The 26,991-nt window shown below is 62.6% G+C and carries 21 protein-coding genes and 2 pseudogenes; 11 read left to right on the plus strand and 12 right to left on the minus strand.

From position 1 onward, the window contains the following. Positions 1-6: 6 nt before the first annotated feature. From AB6O04_RS04430 to AB6O04_RS04445, 4 genes are all read right to left on the minus strand, one after another. Positions 7-633, minus strand: coding sequence for an ABC-type transport auxiliary lipoprotein family protein (locus AB6O04_RS04430; protein WP_368562570.1), 627 nt, complete (start codon positions 631-633; stop codon positions 7-9). Beyond that, positions 630-1,556: an MlaD family protein gene (locus AB6O04_RS04435; RefSeq protein WP_368562571.1), complete on the minus strand. Its 927-nt coding sequence runs from the start codon at positions 1,554-1,556 to the stop codon at positions 630-632. Before AB6O04_RS04435 ends, AB6O04_RS04430 begins: the two co-directional genes overlap by 4 nt. Before the next feature lie 3 nt (positions 1,557-1,559). Further along, on the minus strand, positions 1,560-2,384 hold the full coding sequence (locus AB6O04_RS04440; protein WP_368562865.1) for an ABC transporter ATP-binding protein: 825 nt from the start codon (positions 2,382-2,384) through the stop codon (positions 1,560-1,562). A 155-nt stretch (positions 2,385-2,539) separates the two neighbouring features. Then, a complete protein-coding gene (locus AB6O04_RS04445) occupies positions 2,540-3,655 on the minus strand; it encodes an MlaE family lipid ABC transporter permease subunit (protein ID WP_368562572.1) in 1,116 nt (371 codons plus the stop codon). A gap of 524 nt (positions 3,656-4,179) precedes the next feature. On the opposite strand from AB6O04_RS04445, the gene AB6O04_RS04450 reads away from it, so the two are divergent. Continuing rightward, positions 4,180-5,424, plus strand: coding sequence for a threonine/serine exporter ThrE family protein (locus tag AB6O04_RS04450; RefSeq protein WP_368562573.1), 1,245 nt, complete (start codon positions 4,180-4,182; stop codon positions 5,422-5,424). A 92-nt stretch (positions 5,425-5,516) separates the two neighbouring features. On the opposite strand, the pseudogene AB6O04_RS04455 reads toward AB6O04_RS04450, so the two are convergent. From AB6O04_RS04455 to AB6O04_RS04470, 4 genes and pseudogenes are all read right to left on the minus strand, one after another. Next, positions 5,517-5,891: pseudogene (locus tag AB6O04_RS04455) on the minus strand (H-NS family nucleoid-associated regulatory protein); the annotation flags it as partial. A gap of 155 nt (positions 5,892-6,046) precedes the next feature. Next, positions 6,047-7,741, minus strand: coding sequence for a proline--tRNA ligase (locus AB6O04_RS04460; protein WP_368562575.1), 1,695 nt, complete (start codon positions 7,739-7,741; stop codon positions 6,047-6,049). Positions 7,742-7,913: 172 nt separating this feature from the next. After that, positions 7,914-8,207: a DUF4124 domain-containing protein gene (locus AB6O04_RS04465; protein WP_368562577.1), complete on the minus strand. Its 294-nt coding sequence runs from the start codon at positions 8,205-8,207 to the stop codon at positions 7,914-7,916. Positions 8,208-8,212: 5 nt separating this feature from the next. Next, complete coding sequence (locus tag AB6O04_RS04470; RefSeq protein ID WP_368562578.1) at positions 8,213-8,626, minus strand: DUF4124 domain-containing protein; 414 nt, start codon at positions 8,624-8,626, stop codon at positions 8,213-8,215. A gap of 97 nt (positions 8,627-8,723) precedes the next feature. Here AB6O04_RS04470 and pssA point away from each other — a divergent pair, with 97 nt between their 5' ends. From pssA to AB6O04_RS04490, 4 genes and pseudogenes are all read left to right on the plus strand, one after another. After that, on the plus strand, positions 8,724-9,503 hold the full coding sequence (pssA, locus tag AB6O04_RS04475) for a CDP-diacylglycerol--serine O-phosphatidyltransferase (protein ID WP_368562579.1): 780 nt from the start codon (positions 8,724-8,726) through the stop codon (positions 9,501-9,503). A gap of 14 nt (positions 9,504-9,517) precedes the next feature. Next, positions 9,518-9,919 carry an alanine acetyltransferase gene (locus AB6O04_RS04480; protein ID WP_368562866.1) on the plus strand — a complete coding sequence of 134 codons (402 nt, stop codon included), beginning with the start codon at positions 9,518-9,520 and terminating at the stop codon, positions 9,917-9,919. After that, on the plus strand, positions 9,916-10,407 hold the full coding sequence (gene rimI, locus AB6O04_RS04485) for a ribosomal protein S18-alanine N-acetyltransferase (protein ID WP_368562580.1): 492 nt from the start codon (positions 9,916-9,918) through the stop codon (positions 10,405-10,407). The genes AB6O04_RS04480 and rimI overlap by 4 nt, the downstream gene beginning before the upstream one ends. A gap of 432 nt (positions 10,408-10,839) precedes the next feature. Beyond that, positions 10,840-11,937, plus strand: a pseudogene (locus AB6O04_RS04490) (polysaccharide lyase family 1 protein); the annotation flags it as partial. Positions 11,938-12,281: 344 nt separating this feature from the next. Here the strand turns inward: AB6O04_RS04490 and AB6O04_RS04495 are convergent. The 3 genes from AB6O04_RS04495 to AB6O04_RS04505 all read right to left on the minus strand — a co-directional run bounded on the left by AB6O04_RS04495 (position 12,282) and on the right by AB6O04_RS04505 (position 17,349). Then, positions 12,282-15,191, minus strand: a complete 2,910-nt coding sequence (locus tag AB6O04_RS04495) for a valine--tRNA ligase (protein WP_368562581.1) — start codon at positions 15,189-15,191, stop codon at positions 12,282-12,284. A 138-nt stretch (positions 15,192-15,329) separates the two neighbouring features. Beyond that, positions 15,330-15,755, minus strand: coding sequence for a DNA polymerase III subunit chi (locus AB6O04_RS04500; protein WP_368562867.1), 426 nt, complete (start codon positions 15,753-15,755; stop codon positions 15,330-15,332). A 109-nt stretch (positions 15,756-15,864) separates the two neighbouring features. Next, the gene (locus tag AB6O04_RS04505) at positions 15,865-17,349 is read right to left on the minus strand and encodes a leucyl aminopeptidase (RefSeq protein WP_368562582.1); all 1,485 of its coding nucleotides are present in this window, start codon (positions 17,347-17,349) and stop codon (positions 15,865-15,867) included. A 129-nt stretch (positions 17,350-17,478) separates the two neighbouring features. Between AB6O04_RS04505 and lptF the strand changes: the two genes are divergently transcribed. Then, entirely contained in the window at positions 17,479-18,558 is a 1,080-nt protein-coding gene (lptF, locus tag AB6O04_RS04510) for an LPS export ABC transporter permease LptF (protein ID WP_368562583.1), read from the plus strand. Further along, on the plus strand, positions 18,555-19,658 hold the full coding sequence (lptG, locus tag AB6O04_RS04515; RefSeq protein WP_368562584.1) for an LPS export ABC transporter permease LptG: 1,104 nt from the start codon (positions 18,555-18,557) through the stop codon (positions 19,656-19,658). The genes lptF and lptG overlap by 4 nt, the downstream gene beginning before the upstream one ends. A gap of 171 nt (positions 19,659-19,829) precedes the next feature. Here lptG and AB6O04_RS04520 read toward each other — a convergent pair whose 3' ends face one another. Then, positions 19,830-20,318, minus strand: a complete 489-nt coding sequence (locus AB6O04_RS04520) for an RDD family protein (protein WP_368562585.1) — start codon at positions 20,316-20,318, stop codon at positions 19,830-19,832. 164 nt (positions 20,319-20,482) lie between these two features. On the opposite strand from AB6O04_RS04520, the gene xerD reads away from it, so the two are divergent. From xerD to purL, 4 genes are all read left to right on the plus strand, one after another. After that, positions 20,483-21,436, plus strand: a complete 954-nt coding sequence (gene xerD, locus AB6O04_RS04525) for a site-specific tyrosine recombinase XerD (protein ID WP_368562587.1) — start codon at positions 20,483-20,485, stop codon at positions 21,434-21,436. A gap of 30 nt (positions 21,437-21,466) precedes the next feature. Further along, complete coding sequence (locus AB6O04_RS04530; RefSeq protein ID WP_368562588.1) at positions 21,467-21,631, plus strand: hypothetical protein; 165 nt, start codon at positions 21,467-21,469, stop codon at positions 21,629-21,631. 165 nt (positions 21,632-21,796) lie between these two features. Continuing rightward, complete coding sequence (locus AB6O04_RS04535; RefSeq protein WP_368562589.1) at positions 21,797-22,615, plus strand: thioredoxin fold domain-containing protein; 819 nt, start codon at positions 21,797-21,799, stop codon at positions 22,613-22,615. Positions 22,616-22,913: 298 nt separating this feature from the next. Then, positions 22,914-26,960 (plus strand): phosphoribosylformylglycinamidine synthase, encoded by a 4,047-nt coding sequence (gene purL / locus AB6O04_RS04540; protein ID WP_368562590.1) that lies wholly within the window; start codon positions 22,914-22,916, stop codon positions 26,958-26,960. Positions 26,961-26,991: the final 31 nt, after the last annotated feature.

Genomic DNA, 26,991 nt, shown 5'->3' on the forward strand with positions numbered 1-26,991 from the left:
GAATCCTCAAGGTGAACGCTGCGCGTCTCCATTACCGTTACTCAGCACCCAACCCACGATGTCGTGCGTGACCGCCGCCAACGAATCCTCGAAGGCAGCCGCCACATTCGTGATTTCGGCATCGCTGGCGGGTTTGGATTGACGGAACGTACGCGAAGCTACGACGCGGTGGTCGCGGTTTTGCACCAGCTTTGCACTGACTTCGACTACCGCCGAAGGTATCGATTGCCCGGCGTATTCCGCTTCGAAGCGGCGCAGGTCCATCACCAGCCGGTAGTCGCCCAGGATGCCGGCGTCCGAACTCGCTACGGCGCGGATGCGGCCCGAATCCTCCAACGTCCGCTGCACCGCGTCCTGCAGAAGATCCGTTGCCGGCTGGGCCCACGAGGCGCCGCGGTATACCTGCAGTTCGCCGGGAACCGGCCGAACGGATATGCGGGGGCTATCCACCACGCGCGCGGCGGTGGGTTTGGCGATGACCAGCGACCAGTCGGCCGTGGGCCAGGCGGGATCGACCGGAACGCGGACGTCGGGCGAGTAAATGGTGACCGGATCACGCTGCGTGGCGCTCAGCACGGAACAACCGGCCAAGGCCATCAACGGCAGAATCAAAGAGAATCGCAGCGCCTTCATTTGGGTTCAAACTCCTTGGGTGCGTCGCGGCCAAGCAGATAACGGGCAGGGTTGCCTTCGAGACGATCGCTGACGCGGCGCAGGTCGCGTACCAGCGAGCGTAGCTCAGTCAGCGTAGGCCCAAGCTGGGACAACCCATCGTTGGCGAAGCTGTTGATGGCGGCGCGGTTCTCGCCCAGGATCGCGTCGGCGTTGTTCGCCGCCGAATCCAGCTTGACTAGCGTGCTGTCCAGCTTGGTGAGGATAGGCGGCAGTTCCTGTATCAGGTTCTGGTCCAATCGTTCGATCGCGCCATTGGTGGTAGTCAACGTCGCGTCCAATTTCTGCGCGGCGTCGCGCGCGCTGACGAGCAGAGACTGCAGGCCTTCGTCGCGGCTTGCCAACGAGCCGCTGACGACTTCCAGGTTCTGCAATGTGGCGGCGATGCTGGCGACATTGCGGTCGCTCAATACCTGATCCAGCCGCTCGACGATACGGTTGGCGGTGTCGGTGATGTTCTGCAGCGCGGAAGGGGCGGTTTGGATGACCGGTGCCTCCCGTTTGTCGACGGACGTAAGTGCCGGCGCCTGCGGGGTGCCGCCGCTCAATTGAATGATGGTGGGGCCGGTCAGACTGGTGATGGCCAATTTGGCGCGGGTATCGGTCTTGATGGGCGTGGTTGATTCAACGCGTATGAGGGCGATGACCTGGCGTGGATCGTTGGGAGCCAGCGACAGTTTGGTGATCGAACCCACCGAGATGCCGTTGTACTGAACCGGACTACCGACCGACAGTCCGGTGACTGCCTCGCGAAAAACCACTTCGTATTGCTGCCAGGTGCGCTCGGACGAGTACTTTGCCGCCCACAAGCCGAACAACAGCAGCGCGCCGATGATGATGATGGTGAATGCGCCGATGAGGACGTAGTTGGCTTTGGTTTCCATGTCTCATACCGCCGTTTGCGTGGTGCGCTGCTGGTAACGCTGCCGTCCATCGCGCGCAGCGCGCGCGCGCGGACCGTGGAAATATTCCTGCACCCAGGGGTGGTCGAACGTCTCGACTTCCTCCAGCGGGGCAATGGCGATGACTTTGCGGTCGGCCAGCACCGCGACCCGATCACAGATAGCGTACAGGGTGTCCAGGTCGTGGGTAATCAGGAATACCGTCAGCCCCAGTGCTTCCTGCAAGGTCTTGATCAGGCGGTCGAAAGCGGCTGCGCCGATGGGATCGAGGCCGGCGGTGGGTTCGTCCAGAAACAGCAGCGGCGGGTCCAGCGCCAATGCGCGCGCCAGGCCCGCGCGTTTGCGCATGCCGCCGGAGAGCTGCGAAGGCAGCTTGCCGATGGCGTCGGCCGGCAGGCCCGCCAACTTGACCTTCAGCAGCGCCAACTCGTAGCGCCAACTGTCTGGAAGCTCAGGGTGATGCTCTTTCAAGGGCACCTGCACGTTCTCGCCAACCGTGAGCGACGAGAACAGCGCGCCGTCCTGAAACAACACGCCCGTGTTCCGCTCGATGTGCTGGCGTGCCTGCATATCGTCCGAGCGCGCATCGGCGCCCAGCACGGAGATCTGCCCTTCATTCGGTATGCGCAGGCCCAGAATGGATCGCATCAGCACCGATTTTCCAGTGCCGGAACCGCCCACCACACCCAGGATCTCGCCGCGGCGGACGTCCAGATCCAGGTCGTCATGCACGGTCTGTTCGCCGAAGCGATTGATCAGGCCACGGACTTGGATGATGGGGCTTTCGTCGGCTCCGGCGGGTGTCACGATAGGTCCTTCTTCCGATGTTGATCGTGATAGTAAATGGTGAAGTCGGCGGCTGCGCCGCCTGCCAATGGCCAAGAAAAGCGGGTTCTCTCGCACCCGCGCCCGCCTGATTCACAGCCCGCGCAGCGGGCGACTTGGCTATTCACCCTTCACCTCGCTCACCAATCCATATTCATGAACCACAACGCCGCGATTGCGTCGATGACGATCACCAGCGAGATGGTCTGCACCACGCTGGACGTCGTGCGTTCGCCAACCGATTGGGCGGTGCCTTCCACCTGCAGGCCTTCCAGGCAGCCGATCAGGCCGATCACCAGCGCGAAGATCGGTGCCTTGGAAAGGCCGACGATGAAATGCCTGATTTCGATAGTCTCGTGCATACGCGCTATGTACATCTGGGGTGGGATGCCGAGATCGAACGCGCCGACGGTGATGCCACCTGCCAGGCCAGCCATCATCGCAATGAAGGTCAGCAACGGCAGCATGACCAGCAGCGCCAACAGGCGCGGGATGACCAGAAGATCGATGGGGTCCAGTCCCAATGTGCGGATCGCATCGATCTCTTCGCGGCTTTTCATCGTGCCGATTTGCGCGGTGAAAGCACTGGCGGTGCGGCCCGCCAGCACGATGGCCGTCAGCAGTACCGCGAACTCACGCAGGAACGCGATGCTGACCAGTTCCACCACGTAGATCTCCGCGCCGAAATCACGCAGGACGGTGGAGCCCAGAAAGGCGATGACCGTACCGACCAGATAGGACAGCAGAATCACCAGCGGCACCGCATCCAGCCCTACCTGCTCCATGTGCGACACGGTAGCGGTCATCCGGAAGCGGCGCGGCTCCCGCACCATCCGCAGCAGCTTCACCATGTTTTCGCCGGTAAAGCTGAGCAGCGCCACGACTTCCTTGCCGTTTTCCTCCATGCGGTAGCCCAAGCGCGCCAGTGCGGCCAGGAAACCGTAGTCACGCTTGCGCGGCGGACGGTCGTCGGCCACATCTTCTATGGTGGAGACCAAGGCCTGATGGTCCTTGCGGAACTCGATGTCGTTCAGCGAAAGGCCGCGCCGATTGACGAAGCGCAGCAACTGCAACACGCCAGCCGAATCGATCCGGCCGATGTCCGTCGCATCTATGCGCTTGGTCTGTTCCGGAAGCTCGCGCAACCGGTCCGCCACCGTCAGCGCCGTGGACAACACCCAGTCGCCGACCAGCCGTACCCGCGTCGGGTCGGTTTGATCGGCCTGGTACTGCGGATGTGCGGGTGTCTGGGTCATAGGGGCACTCGGCCGTGGAGCATACAGGCTATGGCACTGAACGTAAGCAGCACACCAAGAAGCGAGGAATTCGGGGGCGCTCAGCGAGAGCCAGGATAGGCGATCACCAGCGCACTTTCAGGAGAATAGCGGCGTGCGAAGCGGACGTATATTGCGTAGCCTCCAGACGGCGCAAGATTGACGGTCCCGCCGCTAGCGCGGCTTAGCCTCGCCATCCGGACGGGCTTGTCGTCAGCGACCCGAGCATCGTGCTCCTTACACGCCGCCCAACGCCGAGTCAGCTACTGGCTGGTTCAAAAGCGGGGCGGCATCCGCGCGGTGCAACGGGAATTTGCTTGCGCAGTGTTTTCCAGGTGCAACGGCAAATCCCCCTCGGTCCCGCTTGACCAGCCATTCGGGCTGTTGGAAAGCGCTTGTAAAAGGGGAAGCAAAGCGCAGACGTTTTTGGGCTCACAGCTCATCACTTCACCATTCACCGTTCACTGAAGAGGGCACTTTCCGCGACCTTCGGCGATACTGTCGCCATGCTCGAATCAGCGACTTCCGCCACCTACGCCCAGCGCATCGCTTTCGTCTGTGAAATGGCGGGCCGGCTCCATAGTTACGGCACCACGGCCCAGCGCCTGGAAGGCGCGGTGGTGGCGCTGTCGCAGCAGCTAGGCCTGGATTGCGAACCTTGGTCCAATCCGACGGGCGTCATCCTGAGCTTCAGCGATCCCACGCGTCCCTTGGGTGCCAGCGATACCACCCGCGTGATCCGCCTGCCACCCGGCGAGAACGATCTGCACAAGCTCAGCGAAGCGGACCGCATTGCCGACGCGGTTGCCGCGGGCAGCATGAGCATCGCCGAAGGCCACACCGCATTGCGGCAACTGGACCGCACGCCCAGCAGGCGCTGGCGGGCGATGCAGATACTGGCTTCCGGCCTGGCTTCAGGCGCCGTGGCGGGCTTGTGGCGGCTGCCCTGGCTGGATATCACCACGGCGGGTTTGATTGGATTGTTGATTGGGGTATTGGCGCTGACGATCGAACGGCGCCCACAGTTCAAAGAAGCTAGCGATGCGTTGTCGGCGTTGGTCGCCGGCTTGGTCGCCATTCTGGTGGGCAATTTCATCGCCCCGCTCAACCTCAACACCGTGATCATCGCTTCACTGATCGTGCTGTTGCCTGGTATGGCGCTGACCAATGCGGTCAATGAACTGACCAGCCAGCATCTGGTGTCCGGCACGGCCCGCTTCGCGGGTGCGCTTGCGACGATACTCAAATTGACCGTCGGCAGCTTGATCGCCGTGACCCTCGCACAACTGGTGGGAATGTATCCGGAGGTGCGCGCACTTCGTCCGCAACAGGATTGGGTGGAGTGGGGCGCGCTGCTCGTAGCAGCCTTTGCCTTCGCTGTGCTGTTCCGCGCGCATCGGCGCGACTATCCATGGGTGATGGCGGCGGCCATCACCGGCTATCTGATCTCGCGTGTGGCGGGTCAGGCGTGGGGCAGTCCGGTGGGGATCTTCTTGTCGGCGCTGGTGCTGACCGCAGGCGGCAATGCTTTCGCGCGTTGGGCGAATAGGCCCGGAGCGTTGATTCGGGTTCCCGGCATCATCATGCTGGTGCCGGGCAGCACCAGCCTGCGTGGCTTGATGACAATGGTGCAGCAGCAGGACGTAGGCGTGGGCGAACCTGCCCTGTTGACGGTCGTCAATATCGTGATGGCACTGATCGCCGGCCTGTTGTTCGGCAATCTGGTGATCTCCGCGCGCAAGAATCTTTAAGCCGCGAAACGAGAGACGGAAGGTGGAAAACAAAGCACGCCCCCGCTTTGTCTACCGCCTCCCGTCTCTTTTTTATTCCTGCGGTTTTACTTCTTCTTGATCAGGAAATCGTCAGGCTTCTTGCCTTTGGCAACCAACGCGGCCATCCAGCGTGGCTGTTTGCCTCGGCCGGTCCAGACTTCCTTCGGGTTGGCCGGGTTGCGGTACTTCGGTGGAACTTTGCCGAGTTTGCGCCCAGCCCGTGAACTTGGCTTGGCGACAGCCGCCTTGCGGCCACGCGCGGCAGGCGCAGGCGACGCACCAAACAATTCCTCGATGGTGTAGCCCTCGGCTTTGGCGTACTTGGTGATCTTGCCGCGGACAGAAGCAATCGGATTGCGTTTGGCGAGCTTGCTCTGTTGCTCTTTTGCCTTGTTGATCAAGGCTGAGAGTTGTTTGGCCGAGAGGCCACGCAAATCAATCGACATCAATATCTCCGGAATAGAAAAGAGGAAACGGCCCCTGCAGGGGATGCCCGATGATAGTCGACTTAATCGACCCGGCACAAACCCCAATATTCCGGCAATCGCCGGATAAACGTGCGTGACCGCACGTTTATCCCAATTCTCACCAAATTGCTTCTCTATTTAATCAGGCGTGCAACGAGTTCATCGCGGCTCAGATTTTCCGCCGCCTCCGCGCGACGCGCGCGATATTCGTAGGTGCCCGCTGCCAAACCGCGTTCGGACACCACGACGCGGTGCGGAATGCCGATCAGTTCGATATCCGCGAACATCGGCCCAGGGCGCAAGCCGCGATCATCCAATACGGCGTCGACGCCGGCCGATCTCAACTCGTCCAGCAACTGCTGCGAAGCTTCATTCACTGCAGTGTCGTTTTTCGGGTTGATGATGCAGATCGCCACCGCCCATGGTGCCATCGGTTCAGGCCAGATGATGCCGCTGCCATCGTGGTTCTGTTCGATCGCGGCGGCGACGATGCGCGATATTCCGATGCCGTAGGTGCCCATCGCCGGTGTCGCTGCCTTGCCGTTCTCATCCAGCACGGTGAACTGCAATGCAGTGCTGTACTTGCGCCCGAGTTGGAAGACGTGGCCGACCTCGATGCCTCGGACGATGCGGATTTCGCCGCCATCCTGCGCGCGCTCGCCTTTGACCACATTGCGGATATCAGCGACGGTTTCGGGTTCGGGCAGGTCCCGTCCCCAGTTGACGCCGGCGATATGAAAGCCGTTTTCATTGGCGCCAACGACAAAATCGGCCATCGCCGCGACGTCGCGATCGGCGATGATGCGGATCGCTTTGCGCGGCTGCACCGGTCCCAGGAAGCCGGGTTCACAGCCCAGATAATCGGCGATTTCCGCTTCGGTGGCCGGCCGGTAGTCCGTCAGTCCGGGAACCTTGGCAAGTTTGATTTCGTTGACCATGTGATCGCCACGCACCAGCGCCAATACGAAGCCGTCGTCGGTCATCACCGCCACTGATTTGACCGTGCGCTGCAGCGCGATGCCCAGCAGTGCGGCGACCTCCTCGCAGGTTTTCTGGATGGGCGTTGCGACCTTGCGCATTTCCTCGCCGGCTGCCGGTCGCGGACCGGGCGTGGCTGCTTGCGCTGTTTCCAGGTTGGCGGCGTAGTCCGAGCCGGTGGAGAACACGATCGCGTCCTCGCCCGATTCAGCGAGCACCTGGAACTCCTGCGATGCGTCCCCGCCGATGGCGCCGGAGTCGGCTTGCACGGCGCGGAACTCGAGTCCCAAGCGCGTGAAGATGCGGGAGTAGGCCGCGTGCATGTTGCGGTATTCGCGCACCATGTCTTCATCGGTGAGATGGAATGAGTAGCCGTCCTTCATCAGGAACTCGCGCGCGCGCATCACGCCAAAGCGCGGACGGATCTCATCGCGGAACTTGGTTTGTATCTGATAGAAGTTGACCGGCAACTGCTTGTAGCTGCTGAGCTCGTTGCGCGCGAAATCGGTGATGGCTTCTTCCGCGGTGGGGCTATAGCAATACTCGGCTTCCTTGCGGTCCTTTATCTTCAACAGCTGGTCGCCGAATTTCTGCCAGCGTCCGCTTTCCTGCCACAGCTCTTGCGGTTGGATGGTAGGCATCAGCATTTCAATGGCGCCAGCCCGATCCATTTCCTCGCGAACCACCGTTTCGACTTTGCGCAGAACGCGCAGGCCCAGCGGCGACCATGTATACAGGCCCGATGCCAGTTTGCGGATCATGCCGGCACGCAGCATCAGCTGATGGCTGACGATCTCGGCGTCGGCGGGTGTTTCCTTGGTGGTATGCAGATGGAATTGCGACAGGCGCATCGATGCGGGCTTCCGAGGGACGAAAGCGCTATTTTGCCAGTGTTGGCGGCCGCTGCGCCGAATACGTTGCCGCACGCCTTTCAGATATCGGTGATCCGCGTGCCTGGTGACGGCGAAAGCGGTTCTGGCAAGGTCATATTCCGGTAGTACCCGGCAGCCGCAGAAGAATCGTTTACCGCCGGGTATCGTCGGACTCGCCGTCGCCATTCACCGTGATTGCGGCGGGGGCATCGCGGTCGATTCTTTCGTATTTTTGGTTCTTGGGCGGCTTATCGGTGATTTGCAGTACGCCGGCGTCGTCGCGCCAGCGGTAAATCGAAGGACGCGCGTCACGGGCTTGCTCGGATGCCGCTTGCTCGGCCCGCTGCTTTTTGGCGGCTGTCGACTCCGGCGCCTCGCGAGACAGATACCAAGCCAGCCCGCCGCCAAGCGCGATACCGGCGGCGATCGCCCATAACGCCCGCATAGCGCCTATGCGCCAGCGGCAGGTGGCTTGCAGTAGGCGTTGGCCGCCGCTTGCGCCAAGGCGCGCTGATTTTCACGCTCGCTGTCATCCAGCGTCTTGTCGGGCTTGCCGTCGCCGTCGAGGTCCTGCTGCACCGCGCCTTTGCCTTGCAGTACTTCCAGGTTTTTCCGCGCCGTTTGGCACTGCGGATCGACGATCGATTCGCCCACGGGTGCGGCGGTCTGTACGGGTGCGCCTTCGTTGTTGATCCGGCGTCCCTTGTACTGTTCGTTGGTCGGCGGCTTGTCCGAATAATGGGTGACGCCTTTGGCGTCCTTCCATTGATACAGATTGCTGGCCGCGGCCAGCGCGCTGGCGCCGGCCAGCGTGGCCAGGAGGCAGGCAGGGAGCCAATGGCGGAGCCGGGGCAGTGTGCGCATGGCGAGTCCGAAGTATTCAGGGTAGGGTTGCGATTGCAGCACCCCCGAGCGGAGCTGGCAAGCCGTGGCTTCGGCCGGTTGGGCTAAACTGGGACATATGGACGAAATCAAGCCGCCGCCGCGTTCTCGCGGCATCTACCTGCTGCCTAACCTGTTCACCACGGCAGGCCTGTTCGCCGGCTTCTACGCGATCATCGCCGCGGCCAACGGGCATTTCGCCTATGCCGCCATCGCGGTGTTCGTCGCTGGCCTGATGGATGGTATCGATGGCCGGGTGGCACGGCTGACCGGCACCAGCAGCGACTTCGGCGTGCAATACGACTCCTTGGCTGACCTGGTCAGCTTCGGGTTGGCACCGGCGTTGGTCATGTATCACTGGTCGCTGTCGTCGCTGAAGTTCGACGGCGCGGTGATGGGCCGGGTGGGGTGGACGGTGGCATTCCTATATGCCGCGTGCGCGGCGTTGCGTTTGGCGCGCTTCAATACCCAGGTGGGCACGGTCGACAAGCGCTGGTTCATCGGCCTGGCCAGCCCGGCCGCGGCCGGATTGATGATGTCCTTCGTCTGGGCGTTTGCGGACGGCAGCCTGGGCTGGAGTGGCGACGAACTGCGCTATGTGGCGTTGTTCGTCACCCTGACCGCCGCGCTGTTGATGGTCAGCCGCATCCGTTTCTGGAGTTTCAAAGGCTCTGGCGAAGGCGGCCCGAAGGCCGACCGGGTGCCGTTCTTCGTGCTGCTGCTGGTGGCGGTGGGCCTGGCGGTGGTGTTCACCGATCCGCCGCGCACCTTGTTCGCCATCGGCGTGCTGTATGCGTTGTCGGGCCCGGCATATTGGATATGGCAGCGGACACGCCGTGCCCAGGAGCCGGTGCCGTGAGCCTGTCCGCTGACATGTTGTGGTCGGCGGAGCAGCAAGAGTGGCTATCCGCGCTGGGCCATACGCTTTATGTGCCGGGTCCGCTACCGGTAGAAAGCCTGGAAGCCTCCGTGCCGCTCGCAAAACCGCAAACGACAGCGGCGGGGCCCGCAGCTTCAGTCCCCGCCCGGCGCGCTCCGCCTGCGCCCGCCGCGGGTCCCACTGCGAATACGTCCACGCCGCCGCGCCGCGCCGCGGGAGCTCTGCCGGACCGCCTGCATTTCGCGCTGATCCGCGCCTCTGGCTGCAATCCCAACGCGGCGGGCGCTGCGGAGATCATTGCTCAATGGCCTTCTTCGGCGGAGCTACGCGGAAACCCTGCCGCCAAGCGAGCCTTGTGGCCTGCATTGCGCAAGTTGCGGCGGCCGAACCCATGAACGCGCTAGGTGTCGAATCGGCGGCGCCTTCGCCTTCTCTCAGGCCGATGCGCGACTCCGATCTGGAGGCCATCCTGGCCATTGAGCAGCGCGCCTATCCGTTTCCATGGAGCCGCGGCATCTTCCGGGACTGCCTGAAGGCGCAGTATCCGGCCTGGGTATTGCTGGAGCATGGGCTGGTGATCGGTTACGGCATTCTTAGCTGTGCCGCCGACGAGGCCCACGTATTGAACGTGTGCGTGGCACCGGAACGCCAGGGGCGCGGATACGGCCGATTCCTGTTGCGCGCGTTGGTGGGAGCGGCGCGCAATCTGGGCGCGCAACGGGTTTTCCTGGAAGTTCGCCCGTCGAATCCCACCGCGATCGCGCTGTATCACAAGGAAGGTTTCAATGAGATCGGCCGGCGTCCGCGCTACTACCCCGCCCACGATGGTCGTGAGGATGCGCTGGTGATGGCGATGGAGTTGAACTTCGAGGGCATGTCCTAAGAACTGGCCGCGATTCTGCCGTACTCGGCATGTATCGCCCCGGTGCCCGCAATGCTCACGTAGCGCAAAAAGTACGCTGCCCTTGCTCTGCTTCGCAGAGTGCCGCTTGTCTTCGCTAGCGACGGGATCGCGAAGAAGTTCTATCCATGCATTGATGTGCAGACCATATGCAGGGCGCGTACGGGAGGTGCCGTTCTGCGACAGAACGCACTTCTTCTCCGAAGTCGAAAACCCCTGCGGCGTGCGAGCATTCGCGACGGGGAGGGGATATGAGGTGCCGGATCGCAAGATCCGCATCGGGTGTCCTCCAAAGGTCGACTTCGAAATATGCGAACACCATCGAGAGCGCTTGGTTCCACATGTGCGGCTGCGCTTTGCATCCTGCTGTCCGGTGTATTGTTGGCACAGGCGCAGGCGGCTGAGCCCATTCTGGTGCGTGGCCAGCATCCACTTATTCCTTCTCGCCCTGGGGATGTTGTTGACCACGCCCGTGAGGTCGCCACAACGGGCTGGGCTACGCAGAACGGCGGCACGCGGGGCGGTTCCCAAGCGGCGGCGCCCGACATCTACACCGTTTCCACGGCACCGGCGCTGAAGACTGCCTTGAAGGCGGCGGCCGGCAGCGGTGGACGCATCATCAAGATCCAGGGCGTTATCGACGTGAGCGAAGGCAAGCCGTACGCCACGACCGCGGACATGAAGCTGCGCGCGCGGCTCGACATTCCCACCAAGACGACGCTGATCGGCATCACCCGGGACGCCGGAATCATCGAGGGCTATCTCTACGTAAAAGCCAACGATGTGATCATCCGCAACCTGATGATCGAAAATCCCTGGGACCCGCAACCGGTCTGGGACCCGGACGATGGCAGCAACGGCAACTGGAATTCCGAGTACGACGGGTTGACCATCGAAGGCGCCAGCAACGTCTGGATCGACCATATGCTGTTCACCGACGGGCGCCGCCTGGACGATCCGGCGGAAATCTCCAATAGCCGCCGCGTGCAGCATCACGATGGCGCGTTGGACGTGAAGAAAGGCGCCAATTACGTCACCGTTTCCCACACGGTGTTCACCTCGCACGAGAAGAACAATCTGATTGGTTCCAGCGACAGTGCGGCAAGCACCGATGCGGGCAAGCTGAAGGTAACCATCCACCATTCATTGTTCGAGAACATCTCCTCGCGGAGTCCGCGTGTTCGTTTCGGCATGGTGCACCTGTACAACAACTATCACGTGGGCAGTATTCAGGATCCGGCATACCCGTTTGGCTATGCGCATGGTGTGGGCAAGGAATCCAAGATACTGTCGGAGCACAATGTCTTCGATGTCGCAGGCGTTACCGGCTGCACCAAAATAGCCGCGAACTACGGCGGCAATACCTATCGCGATGTCGGTTCGCTGCTCAACGGAAAAGCGTTGACGTGCTCTTGGGACAGCAATATTGGTTGGACGCCGCCGTATGGCTACGCGTTACTGCCTGCGGGTGAGGTTGCAGCGGCCGTTGTGGTGCAGGCAGGAGCAGGGCAGGACTGGGCTGCGTCAGGATCGGTTGCCGCAGCCAGCGTCAGCTCGCCGCGGAGGGTGCGGGTGCCACCGCAGCCGACGGCTCGCAGACTGTCAAAGTCATTTCCGGTCCGAGCGCTGGAAAGGGTGCCCCGTACCCCGCGTAGTTGTCGGCGAAATTGCCTAGATAGGACGCGTTAGAACGGAAGTGTTTGTGTAGGTGCCTTGTAGAGCCGAGCTTGCTCGGCTGCTCCTGATGTGGTTCGAAAAAGCAGCCGAGCAAGCTCGGCTCTACGGAAGCGGGGGCAGTGGAGTCCTCGAAAAGATATCAATGAACCCGACCCTGAGTGGAGAGCCGGTTCACGCCACTACAGCTTGGCCCGCTGCTCGCGCAGAGCATTAAGTTGGGTGTTCCAATCCACCAGGCGCGCACGCTCTTGTTCGACAACGGCGGCCGGTGCGTTCTGCACGAAGGTGGCGTTGCTCAACTTGCCGTTGCATTTGCCTATCTCGATTTCCACGCGTTTGATCTCCTTGTCCAAGCGCGTGCGTTCGGCGTCCAAATCTACCAGGCCTTCCAACGGCACCAGCAGCTTCAGTTCGCCGACGACCGCCGCGGCGGAGGCGGGCGCTTCGGCATTGCTGGTCAGCCATTCGATAGCGTCCAGTTTCAGCAGGAACTTCAGCGATTGAGCGAAGCGCTCGATGCGTGGGTGATCCTCCGCGGTGCCGCCTTGCAGCAGCAGGCGCACGGTCTTGGCGGGAGATACGTTTAGCTCACTGCGTACGCGGCGCAGCGCCGTCACCATGGTCTTCAACCACTCCACATCCGCTTCCGCGTGCGTGAAGTCCTGCCCGGCGAAATCGGCGGCGGACGGATAGGGCTTCAGCGAAATCGTATCGCTTTCCATGCCTAATCGCGTTGCCACTTGCTGCCACAGTTCCTCGGTAATGAACGGGGTCAGCGGGTGCAGCAGGCGCAGCAACGATTCCAGCACGTGCAACAAGGTGTGGCGGGTGCTCTCGGCAGCAGCGGCATCGCTACCGTTCAAGGCGGGCTTGGCCAGTTCGACGAACCAATCGCAGAACTCGTTCCAGACAAATTCGTAAAGCGACTGCGCCAGCAGGTCGAAGCGATAGTGGGCGAAGTGGGTTTCGGCTTCCGCGGTGGTTTTGGCCAGGCGGGAGAGGATCCATTTTTCGGCGTCGGTGATGGGTTTGTCCCCTTCTCCCTCCGGGAGAAGGTGGCGCGCAGCGCCGGATGAGGGAGGGGGAGCGACTTGCCCCGGAAGGTTGGCGGACCCCTGATGGTCCATTCCCTCATCCGCCCTTCGGGCACCTTCTCCCGGGGGGAGAAGGGAAGCGCGAGCGAAGCCCTCGGTATTCATCAGCACGAAGCGAGTGGCGTTCCACAGCTTGTTGCAGAAATTCTTGTAGCCTTCGGCCCGGCCCAGATCGAACTTGATGTCGCGGCCGTGAGTCGCCAATGCGGCGATGGTGAAGCGCAGGGCATCGGCGCCGTGGGCGATGATGCCGTCGGGGAATTCCTTGCGTGTGGCGCGCTCGATCTTTTCCGCCATTTTCGGCTGCATTAGTCCGGCGGTGCGTTTGGCGACCAGGTCGTCCAGGCTGATACCGTCGATGATGTCCAGCGGATCCAGCACATTGCCCTTCGACTTGGACATCTTCTGCCCGTCCTTGTCGCGTATGAGGCCCGTGATGTAGACGTCCTTGAACGGAATCTGCCCGGTGAAATGGTCGGTCGCCATGATCATGCGTGCGACCCAGAAGAAGATGATGTCGAAGCCGGTGACCAGCACTGAAGAAGGCAGGTAGCGATCGAAGCCGCGTTCGGCCATCGCCGCTTCATCCGGCCAGCCCAGCGTGCTGAACGGCCACAGCTGCGAACTGAACCAGGTTTCCAGTACGTCGCTGTCTTGCGTCAACGTCACGTCGCCAGCGATGCCATGCTTGGCGCGCACTTCGGCTTCGTCGCGGCCGACGAAGATATTGCCGGCCGGATCGAACCACGCCGGAATGCGATGGCCCCACCACAGCTGGCGGCTGATACACCAATCCTGGATGTTCTCCATCCAATGACGGTAGGTGTTGATCCAGTTAGCAGGAACGAACCTCACCGCTCCGCTCTCAACCAGCTCCAGCCCGCGCTGAGCCAAACCGTCCATTTTCACGAACCACTGGTCGGTCAAATACGGTTCGATGACCTGGCCAGTGCGGTCGCCCTTGGGCACCTGCAGCTTGTGCGGTTTGGTTTCTACCAGCAGGCCGGCTTCTTCCAGATCGGACAGCACGGCTTTGCGTGCTTCGTAACGATCCAGGCCGCGATACTTCGCCGGTGCCGTGTCGTTGATGGCCGCGACGTCGGTAAGAATGTTGATCAGCGGCAAGCCATGCCGCATGCCGACCTGGTAGTCATTGAAGTCGTGCGCCGGAGTGATCTTCACCACGCCGGTGCCGAACTCGCGCTCCACGTAAGTGTCGGCGATGATCGGAATCTCGCGATCCGTCAACGGCAGCTTCACCGTCTTGCCGATCAGATGCGCATAGCGATCATCTTCCGGATGCACTGCCACCGCGGCATCGCCCAGCATGGTTTCCGGGCGGGTGGTCGCCACCGTCAGCGAGCCGGTGCCGTCACTCAATGGATACGCGATGGACCAAAGAAAACCGTCTTCCTCGATGTTCTCCACTTCCAGGTCGGAGATGGCCGTCTTCAGCACCGGATCCCAGTTGACCAGCCGCTGGCCGCGATAGATCAGGCCTTCTTCGTACAGACGCACGAAGGCTTCGATCACCGCCTGTGAAGGCTGCGGATCCATGGTGAAGGTGCTGCGTGACCAGTCGCCGGACGTGCCCAGGCGGCGCATTTGCCGTTCGATGGTGTCGCCCGACTGCGCCTTCCAATCCCAGACCTTGCCGATGAAGCCTTCGCGTCCCAGCGAGTCGCGGGTCTCGCCTTTGCCCTCCTGCGCCAGGTTGCGCGAGACCACCATTTCGGTGGCGATGCCGGCATGGTCGGTGCCCATCTGCCACAGCGTGTCGTAGCCGCGCATGCGGTGATAGCGGATCAACGCGTCCTGCAGCGTGTGCTGGAAAGCATGACCCATGTGCAACGTACCGGTGACGTTGGGCGGCGGCAACAGAATGGAGTACGGCTCGCCTTCGCCGCGTGGCTTGAAATAGCCGGCGCTTTCCCACGCCTCATATAGGCGGGTTTCGAAGGATTTTGGATCGTAGCTGGAGGCGAGGTCGGTCATGGAAAAGCCGGGAACGGGGAACGGGGGAACAGGGAATGAAAAATCTTGAACGTGCTTCAACGCTATGGGGCAGGGAAGTTCCGGTCAGGGACACCCTCATTCCCTGTTCCCTATTCCCCGTTCCCGCTTTTTTTCCAGCTACATATCGTACTTAGTCACATCAAAGCCACGCGCTTTGTATTGCTTCCAGCGCTCGCGTAACGGTTCGCGTGCGGCGGGATCGGCGGGGACGACTTCCAGGATGCGTTCGCAAGCGCCTTCGAAGGCCGCATCGCGCAGGTTGATCACCAGTGCGCGTGCGGGAACATCGATATCGGGCGTGGCGATCAGTACGGGTGTCAGTTCGTCTTCTTCGTCGGTACCGGCGATCTGGTGTGGGATGTAGGCATCGTCCTCCAGCTCCCACAGCAACGCATCGATCTGCTCGGCTTGTTCCATGTCACGTGCCAGGATCAATGTCCACAGATTGGCATCGTAGGACTTGCGTGCCAACTCGCAGACCAGGCGCAACGGCTCCTCCAGGAAGCGAGGCTTGGCGATCAGGTAAAAATCGGCGCGCATCAGAGCGGGGAACGGGGAAAGGGGAACCGGGAATGCAGGCGTGAGGGGGCGGCGAACTCGCGGGCACAGGAAACTTGCATTCCCCGTTCCCTGTTCCCCGTTCCCGCTTTCATCAAGCTGCCCTATCCAGCAGCCACTGCGTCAGCAAACCCACCGGCCGCCCGGTCGCCATGCCGCGCTTGCCTTCGTCGTTGGCGACGCCGGCAATGTCCAGGTGCGCCCAGCGCTGGCCTTCGGTGAAGCGGGCCAGGAAGCAGCCGGCGGTGATGGCGCCGGCCCAGCGGCCGCCGATGTTGTAGACGTCGGCGAAGGTCGAATCCAGCATGGTCTGGTATTCGTCCCACAGTGGCAGGCGCCAGGCGCGGTCGAATACCTGCTCGCCGGCGGCAAGCAGTTCGTTGGACAGATCGTCGTGCTTGCTCATCAGGCCGGTGGCGTAGCGACCCAGTGCGACGACACAAGCGCCAGTCAGAGTGGCGACGTCGATCAGCGCTTCAGGCTTGAAGCGTTCGGCATAGGTCAGTGCATCGCACAGGATCAGGCGCCCTTCGGCGTCCGTGTTGCCGACTTCAATGGTCTTGCCGGACATGCTGGTGATGACGTCGGAGGGGCGGTAGGCGTTGCCGTCGATGGCGTTTTCCACCGCGGGCACCACGACCACCAGATTGATGGGCAGCTTCATCTTGACGGCAGCGACGAAGGTGCCGATGACGCTGGCAGCACCGCACATGTCGTACTTCATTTCCTCAATGCCGCCCTGCGTCTTCAAGTTGACGCCGCCGGTGTCGAAGGTGATGCCCTTGCCGACCAGTACGTAGGGCTTGGCGTCGTTGGCGCCTGCTTTTGCCGCGCCATCCCACTTCAGCACCACCAGCCTGGGGCGGTTGACTGAGCCGCGGGCGACCGCCAGCAGGGAGCCCATTCCCAGGGCTTCCATCTGTGTTTCGTCCAGGATTTCGGATTCGGCGCCGTGGTCGGCCGCGAATTGGCGCGCTTGGTCGGCCAGATACGCCGGATTGCAGATGTTGGGTGGCAGATTGCCCAGCTCGCGGGCGAACTTGACGCCGGCGGCGATAGCTTCGCCCTGAGCGAGCGCGGGCGCGTCTTCGCCGCTGATGGCCATTTTGGCCAAACCGGGGTCGTCGTTCTTCTTCTTGCCCAGTGTCGCGGTGTAGCGATAGCAAGCATGTTCGGCGGCGATGATTGCCTGACGGATCTTCCAGGCCGCATCGCGTTCCTTCACGTCCAACTCGGTGAGGGTGAACAGGGCGCTGGTGGCCGGACCCACTTTCAGAGCGCGCGCAGCGTCGCCCATCGCCTTGATGTACTGGGGCACGCCAAACTTTGCCGATTCGCCCAGTCCCACCACCAGCACACGCGGCGCGCTTACGCCTGACAGGTCGTGCACCAGCGTGGTCTTGCCGGTCTTGCCGCTGATATCGCCGCGCTCGGCCAATGCCGCCAGCTTGCCGCCGCTGGCCGCGTCCAGCGCTTTGGCGGAGGGCGTCAGGGTCTTGTCGGCGAACGCGCCTACCACGATGCAATCGAACGAGGCGGAGGCCGGAGCATCGCGATTCAGGGTGAATTCCAAGGTCATTGATCAGATTCCGTAGTCGTTTACGTACAATCGCGGGCCGATGCCGGTGGCGGAAGTTGCCTCGGACCGCGTGAACCGACGCCGTGAAAGCCGGCGCACAAGCCCCCGATTGTAGATCAAGCCCTACCCATGCCGAAGCTGGACCGCTATCTCTTCCGAGAATTCACCCAAAGCTTCCTTGCGACGCTGATCATTTTGTTGATGGTCAGCGTGGGCGGAGTGATGGCCGATCTGTTGGGCAAGGTGGCCGACGGGCGCGTTCCCGCGCGCCTGTTGCTGTCACAGCTGGGCCTCCAATTCCTGGGTTACATGCCTTACATCCTGCCGCTGGCGTTGATGCTGGGCCTGCTGCTGGCGTTCTCCCGTCTTTATCGCGATTCGGAGATGGCCGTGCTGACTGGTACAGGCATCGGTCCGGCTCGCCTGCTCAAACCGTTGCTGTTGCTGGTCCTGCCGGTGGTGCTGCTGGTCGGTGCATGTTCGCTGTGGGTTGGACCGTGGGCGGTGCGCACGGCCGAGCGCATGCTGGATCACGCCAACCGCAGCTTGGTGGTATCTGGACTGGATGCCGGCAAGTTCACCGTGCTGTCCAGCGGGGCGGTGATCTATATCAGCGGAATTTCGGGCGACGGGACACAACTGAGCCGGGTGTTCATGCATCGCCAGCAGGAAGACCGTATCGACGTGGTGACCGCCCGGAGTGGCGAGATGTTCTTCGAAGGCGACCGCGACCGCTATCTGCGCCTGAAAGACGGTTTCCGGGTGGAAGGGCCGGCGGACAAGGGCATGGACTATCGGCTGATCCGCTATGCCGTCAACGAAGTAGGGCTGCCGGATCGCTCCGAGACCCTGGATGAAAATTCGCCGGAGGTGCTTTCCACGGTTGCATTGCTGGGCGATCCGCGCCCGGATGCGAATGCGCAGCTGCATGCCCGCATCGCACCGCCGCTACTGGCGCTGGCTTTCGCCCTGTTGACGCTGCCACTGGCGCGTAGTTCGCCGCGACAGACGCGCTACGGGCGAGTGATGCTGGGGTTCATGGCTTATCTGGTCGGCGTCAGCCTGATGTTCAACGGCACCCAGATGCTGGCGGAGAACAAGCTGCCGGCAATGTTGGGTCTATGGTGGCTGACGTTGCCGTTGTTGCTGGTAGCGATATGGCTGTATCTGCGTGATGGTCGCCTGAGCTGGCGGAGGGCGCGCGCATGAAGTTGCGTCCCAGACTGCATGATCTATACGTCGGCCAAGTCGTCTTGGTCACGGTGCTGCTGACGTGGGCCGTGCTGGTCGGCTTGGACATGGTGATGGCGCTGTCGGGTGAAGTCAGCGACCTGGGCAAAGGCAACTACACGTTCGGCCATGCCGTGGCGTGGGTGGCTTATACGATCCCGCGGCGTGCCTACACGATGTTTCCCACCGCGGCGGTGATCGGTGCGTTGATGGGGCTTGGCCAGTTGGCGGCGAGTTCGGAACTGACGGCGTTGCGCGCGCTGGGTTTGTCGCGTCGGCGTCTGAGTATTTCCGTTGCCGCCACCTTGGCCATACTGACGGGCTTGATGGTGATTAGCGGCGAGACGATAGGGCCGTGGGGCCAGCGCCACGCCGACGCCCTCAAGATCAGTGCGCGCAGTGGCGACGTGGTGGCGCTGGACCGCTTCTTTGGCATGTGGGCGCGGGAAGGAAACACCTTCCTGTACGCGCAAAGCGGCGAGCAACGCGACGGCGAAGGCAAGCAGTGGCTGCAGTTGAACGACGTGCGCTTGTACGAAATCGCCGATGACGGTCGCCTTGCATCCATCGCGCAAGCGGCGACGGCCGAGCACCTGGGAGGCTACTGGCTGCTGAAGAATGTCCGCCGCACCACCTTCCACGAACGTTCGGTGACCCAGCAGCAGATCCTGGGCGAACGCTGGGAGTCGAAGCTGGATGCCGCGGTGCTGGCGTCCGGCGTCACCAAGGTGCGCAACCTGCCTACCCGGGACCTGGGACAAAACATCGAATACCGGCGCCGCAACGGATTGGACGCCCGCGAATATGAAGACCTCTACTGGAGCCGCTGGTTCTTTCCGTTGAACGTACTGGCGCTGTGCCTGGCCGCCATTCCGTTCGCATTCGGCAGTCTGCGCAGCGGCGGCATGGGCAAGCGCTTGTTCCTGGGCATCGTGTTCGCGGTCGGATTCTGGGCGTTGCAGACGATGTTCGTCCGCATGGCCGGCGCTTTCCACCTGGATTTCCGCGTCGCCTACGCGCTACCGCCGATATTGCTGATGGTGATTTCGGGCCTGCTGTTCCGACGGCGAAGTAGCTGATTTCGAAGGGTCGCTGCGGCCTCTAGGGATGTTAGGGGCATCTAACCGTAGGAGCGGCGTCCTGGCGGTAGGAGCGGCGTCCCGCCGCGAGCTCTTTCCATCAACTCGCGATAGAAGCGAAGAGCTCGCGGCGGGACGCCGCTCCTGCAGTTGGTAGGTTCATCAGCTGTATCACTTCGGCAACCGGATCATCCGCGTCCCGCTGAACCGGTCGTGCAGCGTCAGCTTCTCCCGGTCCACCCAGGCCCACCAAAAGCCCAGACCTCCTGCCAACGTCGAAAGCGTGGCAACCACAAAGCGCAGCCCCAGCGCCCGCCAACTGGCTGGGCCGCCATCAGTCGCCACGACCTTCAGCCGCCAGGGACGCATCCCCAAGGTCTGCCCGCCTCGGCGCCAACTGAGCACTGCGTAGAGACCCGTCACGCCCCAGCACAGCAGCCACAACAGGATCTGCAACGGACTGAGGGGAGCGATGTTCTGCCGTGCGCTGTGCCCGGTCAGGTAATAGCCAAACGTGAAAGCCGCGGAAATCAGCATCCACAGCGCCAATACCGGCCACACGTCATAGACCAATGCAAGCAAGCGCCAGCCGATCAAAGTTTTTCCCGGACCTGGTCCGGAGGCATGAGTTTTTTTGGTGGAATGGTGAGTGGCGTTCATCGCAACAGGATAGCGTTTTGCTCCCATTCGGCGCTGGATGGCGGTAGCAGCTGGAGCGACAGTGGCTTGCGAGATGTGCTGTAGCAACGACATGCATGACCCAAAGGGACCGGTCTTGGTCGGCATCCGTCAGTCTTGCCAGCGGCCGCGCTAAGCTTTCCTCCATGACCGCCAAAACTCCCACCGAACGGCGCCTGCTCGCCAACGCTTTGCCGCCGGTACCGGAGGCGGATGCTACGGCGATTGCATCTTTTCTGGACGCCGTCTGGGCAGAGAATGGCTTGGCGCAGCAGTCGTTGGACGGTTATCGCCGCGATCTGGAAGGTTTCGCGCGTTGGTGCAATACCAGCCAGGGCAGCTTGGCCGACGCGGACCGCGCGCTGCTGTTCGACTACCTTGCATGGCGCACGCGCGAAGGCTATTCCCCACGCAGCAATGCGCGCCTGTTGTCGTCGCTGCGCGCTTTCTATGCGCTGTCGGTCCGCCGGGGCCGGCGCAGCGATGACCCTACCGCGTTGTTGGACCCGCCCAAGTTGCCGCGATCCTTGCCCAAAGCGCTGACCGAGTCCGAAATCGATGCCTTGCTGTCAGCGCCTGACGTCGCGGCTCCGCTCGGGCTGCGCGACCGCGCGATGCTGGAGCTGATGTACGCCGCGGGCCTGCGCGTCAGCGAACTGGTCGATCTGCCTTCCACCGCCGTCAATCTGCGCCAGGGCGTGCTGCGGGTGACCGGCAAAGGCAGCAAGGAACGGCTGGTGCCGTTGGGCGAAGAATCGCAACACTGGCTGGAGAAATACCTGGCCGAGTCCCGGCCGGTACTGGCCGGCAAGCGCAGCCTGGTTCCTTTGTTCATAGAGCCCGATGGTCGGGCGCCAAGCCGGCAGGCGTTCTGGGGCTTGGTGAAACGATACGCGGGTGCCGCCGGCATCGACCCGACACGCATCAGCCCGCATGGGCTGCGTCACAGTTTCGCTACCCATCTGCTCAATCGCGGCGCCGATCTGCGCGCCCTGCAATTGCTGTTGGGTCACAGCTCGCTGTCGACCACACAGATATATACGCTGGTCGCGCGCGAGCACCTCAAGCAGCTGCATGGCAAGCATCATCCGCGGGCATGACCGCCACACCAGGGAGCGACTGGAGTTCCCATGCCTGAAGTCGTCGGCATCGACCACATCTACTTCACCGTAAGCGATTTGGCCCGCTCCGAAGCGTTCTACGACGCCGTGCTGCTGGACGTGCTCGGTTTCCGTAAAAGCGATGCATTCCTATGTCGCGACGTTCTTTCAGGACCCGGACGGCATCCGGCTTGAAGTGGCGAATTACCGGCAGGAGCGGCGCCAGCGCTTTCAGCGGTGGCAGGAAAGTTAAGCGGCAGCCCGTTGCGAGCCAGTCAGCTCAGTGGGAGCGGGTATGCGAGAATTGCGTCCCTCCGTTACCCATGTTGCCGCCGCAGGCGGGACAGCACAGGAATCCCCATGATGCGTTCTCTCGCCGCCACCTTGTTGGCCGCTGCCAGCCTTTCCGCCTGTGCTCAGGCGCCGCAAACTCCAGCGGCTACCAGCACCAAGCCCGCGGCAGCTCCCGCCACTGTTGCCAAAACCGGCGATGCAAATGAACGTGCACGCCAAGCGCTCAAGTCGCTTAATCCGCAGATCACCGTCGACTACGTGGGCGCGGCGCCGTTGCCAGGCTTCCGCGAAGTCATTGCCGGTGGTCAATTGCTTTATGTGAGCGACGACGGCCGTTATCTGATGCAAGGTGCCGTGCTCGACATCCAGGCGCAAGAGGACTTGATGCAGTCCAGCCCGGCGCTAATGAAATACCGCGTGGACTTGCTGAAGACCGTACCGCAGTCGGAACGCATCGTTTTCGCTCCGCCGAACACCAAGTACACCGTCAGCGTCTTCACCGATATCGAATGCGGTTACTGCCGCAAGCTGCATGGCGAGATCGCCGAACTCAACAAGCTTGGCGTGGCGGTGGAATACCTGGCTTTCCCGCGCATGGGGCTGGGTAGCAAGGACCATAAAGACATGATTTCGGTGTGGTGTTCGTCCGATCGCAAGCGCGCCCTGACCGATGCCAAGGCGGGCAAGCCAGTCCCCGCCAAGGACTGCAAGAACCCGGTAACCATGGAATACAACCTGGGCCAGCGCATCGGTGTCACCGGTACCCCGGCTATCTACGCTCCCGACGGCACCCAGCTGGGCGGCTACCTGCCCCCGCAGGCACTGCGGGCTAAGCTGGACGAGCTGGCCAGCAAGTCCGCCCAGGCCGGTGCCGCCGGCAAGTAAAGGCGGAGAGCCCCCTTCTAGAGAAGGAGGCGGGCGTCCGCGCAGCGGACGATGGGGGGTGCTGTTGCTCTTGCTTTTCTGAAGAGCAACAGCAAATCCCCCTCAAATGCTTTTCAACCGCCGAATGGCGGGTCATCCCCCTTTATAACGGGGGAGGCAAATCAGAGCATCTCTGACCTGACCCCTGACCTCCGCCCTCTGACCTCTGACCTCTGACCTCTGACCTCTGAGTCTCCCGTACCTTGGCCTTGCTACAATACCGGGCCCCGTCTTGACGGCACGTACCCACGGTTCGGACATGATCGTCCTTGAAGGCCTGCCGGCCTTGTCGCAATTCCGCCGCGCGCGGCTCGAAAGCAAGCTCCAGTCCATCGTTCCGGCCGTCCGCATCAGCGGAGCCTGGTACGTCTACTTCATCGAACCTGAGCCCGGCGCCAGCCTCGACGATGCCACGCTGCGCCGCATCCTGCAGGCGCAGGCAGACATCGCACCGGCGGAATCCGGCGCTGTATCGCGCTTCGTGGTGCCCCGCTTAGGGACGTTGTCGCCTTGGGCCAGCAAAGCGACCGAACTACTGCGCGATGCAGGGTTGAAGGTGAAGCGAGTGGAGCGGGGTACCCGCATCGATCTGATCGGCGGCAACGACGATGCGGCCTTGCTCAAGGTCTTGCATGATCCAATGACCCAGTCGTTGCTGACGGCACGCGAACAAGCCGCGGCGTTGTTCGCGGTTCCGGCGCGTGGCGCGTTGGAGCGCATCGCGCTGAGCGACCTGGAATCCGCCAACCGCCGCCTGGGCCTGGCCCTGGCCGACGACGAGATCGAATACCTGCGCGCACGCTATGGCGAGCTCGGCCGCGATCCGTCCGACGTCGAGCTGATGATGTTCGCGCAGGCCAACTCTGAGCACTGCCGCCACAAGATATTCAACGCGTCGTGGACGATCGATGGCAAGGACCAGCCAAATTCGCTGTTCCGCATGATCAAGCACACGCACGCACAGACGCCGCAATACACGCTGTCGGCGTACAGCGACAATGCCGCGGTGCTGGAAGGCTACCCCGCGGCGCGTTTCCGTCCTGATGGCAACGGCCATTACCGTAGTGAAGTGGTGCAGGACTCCGCGTTCTGTATCAAGGTCGAAACGCACAATCACCCCACCGCGATCGCGCCTTTTCCCGGCGCCAGCACCGGTGCCGGTGGTGAGATCCGTGATGAAGGTGCGACGGGCCGCGGTGGCAAGCCGAAAGCCGGCCTTACCGGTTTCACCGTTTCGCATCTGCGCATTCCCACGCTGCCGCAGCCCTGGGAGACGGATCGCGCGCTGAACCCGCGCATGGCGCCTGCGTTGGAAATCATGTTGGATGGGCCGCTGGGCGGCGCCGCGTTCAATAACGAATTCGGCCGCCCCAATCTGTTGGGCTATTTCCGTAGCTTCGAGCTTTCGCAAGGCAACGACTCGAACGGCAGTCAGCTGACTCGTGCCTACGACAAGCCCATCATGCTGGCCGGCGGTCTCGGTGCCATCGACCGCATCCAGGTGGAGAAGAAGCGGCTTTCGCCAGGCGATGCCGTCATTGTGCTGGGCGGACCGGCGATGCTGATCGGCCTGGGCGGTGGCGCCGCCAGTTCGGTGGCTTCCGGCGACAGTGCCGAAGACCTGGATTTTGCCAGCGTGCAGCGCGACAACCCCGAGATGGAGCGGCGCTGCCAGGAAGTGATCGACCGCTGCGTGGCGATGGGCGAGAACAATCCCATCCTGTGGTTCCACGACGTGGGCGCGGGCGGTCTGTCCAATGCCATCCCGGAACTGCTGCACGACTCCGGCGTGGGCGGTGTGATCGACCTGGACAAAGTGCCCAGCGACGATCCTTCGTTGTCGCCGATGCAGCTGTGGTGCAACGAATCGCAGGAACGCTATGTGCTGGGCGTGCCGCAGGCGCGTCTGGCGGAATTCGCCGATATCTGCGCGCGCGAGCGCTGCCCGTTCGCGGCAGTGGGCGTGGCGACGGCTGAGGAAAGGCTGGTTGTTGGGTATGGGGTGCTCGATTCCGAAAGCGGGAACCGGGAACCGGGAACAGGGAATGAAGATTCAGCGGGCGCGGAACGTCATTCCCCGTTCCCTGTTCCCCGTTCCCCGCTTCACCCAATAGACATCCCCATGGACGTCCTCTTCGGCAAAGCGCCGAAGATGCATCGGGATACCCGTCATCCGCCGGCGCCGTTGTGGCCATCGCTGGAAACCGCCGGTCTCGATTTGAACGAGGCAGGTCTGCGCGTGCTGGCGCATCCTTCGGTGGCGAGCAAGCAATTCCTGATCACCATCGGTGACCGAAGTGTCGGCGGCTTGACCGCGCGCGATCAGATGATCGGGCCCTGGCAGTTGCCGTTGGCCGATTGCGCCATCACCTTGTCCGGTTTTGAAGGTTATGTCGGCGAAGCCATGGCGATCGGCGAACGCACGCCGATCGCACTGTTGGATGCCGGCGCGGCCGCACGTATGGCGGTAGGCGAGGCCATCACCAACTTGTGTGCCGCACCGGTGGAGTCGCTGGAGCGCATCAAGCTGTCGGCCAATTGGATGGCAGCCGCCAATCACCCGGGCGAAGACGCATTGCTGTTCGACGCGGTGAAAGCCGTAGGCATGGAACTCTGCCCGGAGATCGACGTCAGCATTCCGGTCGGCAAGGACTCGCTGTCGATGCAGGCGCAGTGGGTGGAAGCGGGGACCAGGGACCAGGGACCAAGGACCAGGGAAGAGCAAGGCGAGGCTTTCTTGACTCCGGCCTCTGGCCTCTGCAAAAGCGTTTCGCCCGTATCGCTGGTCATCACCGCGTTCGCGCCGGTAACCGATGCACGTACGCAGCTGACGCCGCTGCTGTCACGCGAAGAGGACAGCGAGCTGTGGCTGATCGGCCTGGGCGCGGGCAAGAAGCGTTTGGGCGGCTCGGTACTGGCGCAATGCTATCCGCAAGCCAAACGCGACGGTGCGTTGCCGGCGTTCGCAGGCAGCGACGCGGATGACAGTGTTCCGGACCTGGACGACCCACAACGTTTGCGCGATTTCTTCGCGCTGATCCGCGATGCGCGCGAATCCTGCCTGCTGTTGGCCTATCACGACCGCAGCGATGGCGGTGCCTTTGCCACGCTGTGCGAAATGGCATTCGCGTCGCATCGCGGTCTGGACATCAATCTGGATGGGTGGGGCGACGATCCGTTCCGCACGTTGTTCGCCGAAGAATTGGGCGCGGTGGTGCAAGTGGCGGCGGAAGACCGCCCGGCGTTCGCCGATCTGGTGGAACGCCATGCCCTGACCGAATGCGCGCAGCGCATTGCGCGTCCAACCACGGCGCCGACCATCCGCGTGCAGCAGGATGGCGAACAACTGACGCAGTGGCATTGGGAGGAATTGTTCGACGCTTGGTGGTCGGTCACCCATGCCATGCAGAAGCTGCGCGACAACCCTGAATCGGCCGACGAAGAGCGCGAAAGCACGCGCCGCTTCGCCGCTCCAGGGCTGAAAGCCAAGTTGACGTTCGATCCGGCTGAAGATGTCGCTGGGCCGTTCATCGTCAGTGGTCGCAAGCCGAAAGTCGCGGTACTGCGCGAGCAGGGCGTCAACGGCCAGATCGAAATGGCCTCGGCATTCACGCGCGCCGGCTTCGATGCCTTCGACGTGCATATGAGCGATCTGCTTTCCGGCCGGGTCGTGCTGAAGGATTTCAACGGCATTGCCGCATGCGGCGGCTTCAGTTATGGCGACGTATTGGGCGCGGGGCGTGGTTGGGCCACCTCGGTGCTGGAGCATGGCGGCTTGCGTGGTGCATTCGCGGAGTTCTTCGCCCGTGACAATACGTTCGCACTGGGTGTCTGCAACGGTTGCCAGATGCTGAGCCAGCTGAAGGACATCATTCCAGGTGCGACGCATTGGCCGCGCTTCCTACGCAACCGCAGTGAACAGTTCGAAGCCCGCACTTCACTGTTGGAAGTGGTGGAGTCTCCATCGATCTTCCTGCGCGGCATGGCCGGTTCACGCATTCCCGTGGCGGTGGCGCACGGCGAGGGCCGCGCCGAATTCGACAACGCGGTGGATCAGGTAGCCGCACGCGTCGCGTTGCGCTATATCGACGGAGACGGAAACGTCGCCGCCCATTACCCCAGCAATCCCAACGGTTCGCCTGATGGCATCACCGGCCTGACCAGCGACGACGGACGCGCGACTATCTTGATGCCGCACCCGGAACGCACCCCGCGCAGCATCAACCTGAGCTGGCACCCAACCGATTGGCCGGAGGATTCGCCGTGGCTGCGGATGTTCCGCAACGCGCGGGTATGGGTGGGGTGAACGGCACGGGTGAGGTGCGCTGCGCGCGAAT

The organism is Pseudoxanthomonas sp. UTMC 1351, from assembly GCF_040948865.1.
In the GTDB taxonomy this organism is placed as follows: domain Bacteria; phylum Pseudomonadota; class Gammaproteobacteria; order Xanthomonadales; family Xanthomonadaceae; genus Pseudoxanthomonas_A.

Bases quoted from the DNA above. Each gene is read 5' to 3' on its own strand.
- AB6O04_RS04430 (WP_368562570.1), bottom strand. From the start codon at position 633: ATGAAGGCGCTGCGATTCTCTTTGATTCTGCCGTTGATGGCCTTGGCC.
- AB6O04_RS04435 (WP_368562571.1), bottom strand. From the start codon at position 1,556: ATGGAAACCAAAGCCAACTACGTCCTCATCGGCGCATTCACCATCATC.
- AB6O04_RS04445 (WP_368562572.1), bottom strand. From the start codon at position 3,655: ATGACCCAGACACCCGCACATCCGCAGTACCAGGCCGATCAAACCGAC.
- AB6O04_RS04450 (WP_368562573.1), top strand. From the start codon at position 4,180: ATGCTCGAATCAGCGACTTCCGCCACCTACGCCCAGCGCATCGCTTTC.
- AB6O04_RS04460 (WP_368562575.1), bottom strand. From the start codon at position 7,741: ATGCGCCTGTCGCAATTCCATCTGCATACCACCAAGGAAACACCCGCC.
- AB6O04_RS04465 (WP_368562577.1), bottom strand. From the start codon at position 8,207: ATGCGGGCGTTATGGGCGATCGCCGCCGGTATCGCGCTTGGCGGCGGG.
- AB6O04_RS04470 (WP_368562578.1), bottom strand. From the start codon at position 8,626: ATGCGCACACTGCCCCGGCTCCGCCATTGGCTCCCTGCCTGCCTCCTG.
- pssA (WP_368562579.1), top strand. From the start codon at position 8,724: ATGGACGAAATCAAGCCGCCGCCGCGTTCTCGCGGCATCTACCTGCTG.
- AB6O04_RS04480 (WP_368562866.1), top strand. From the start codon at position 9,518: ATGTTGTGGTCGGCGGAGCAGCAAGAGTGGCTATCCGCGCTGGGCCAT.
- rimI (WP_368562580.1), top strand. From the start codon at position 9,916: ATGAACGCGCTAGGTGTCGAATCGGCGGCGCCTTCGCCTTCTCTCAGG.
- AB6O04_RS04495 (WP_368562581.1), bottom strand. From the start codon at position 15,191: ATGACCGACCTCGCCTCCAGCTACGATCCAAAATCCTTCGAAACCCGC.
- AB6O04_RS04505 (WP_368562582.1), bottom strand. From the start codon at position 17,349: ATGACCTTGGAATTCACCCTGAATCGCGATGCTCCGGCCTCCGCCTCG.
- lptF (WP_368562583.1), top strand. From the start codon at position 17,479: ATGCCGAAGCTGGACCGCTATCTCTTCCGAGAATTCACCCAAAGCTTC.
- lptG (WP_368562584.1), top strand. From the start codon at position 18,555: ATGAAGTTGCGTCCCAGACTGCATGATCTATACGTCGGCCAAGTCGTC.
- AB6O04_RS04520 (WP_368562585.1), bottom strand. From the start codon at position 20,318: ATGAACGCCACTCACCATTCCACCAAAAAAACTCATGCCTCCGGACCA.
- xerD (WP_368562587.1), top strand. From the start codon at position 20,483: ATGACCGCCAAAACTCCCACCGAACGGCGCCTGCTCGCCAACGCTTTG.
- AB6O04_RS04530 (WP_368562588.1), top strand. From the start codon at position 21,467: ATGCCTGAAGTCGTCGGCATCGACCACATCTACTTCACCGTAAGCGAT.
- AB6O04_RS04535 (WP_368562589.1), top strand. From the start codon at position 21,797: ATGATGCGTTCTCTCGCCGCCACCTTGTTGGCCGCTGCCAGCCTTTCC.
- purL (WP_368562590.1), top strand. From the start codon at position 22,914: ATGATCGTCCTTGAAGGCCTGCCGGCCTTGTCGCAATTCCGCCGCGCG.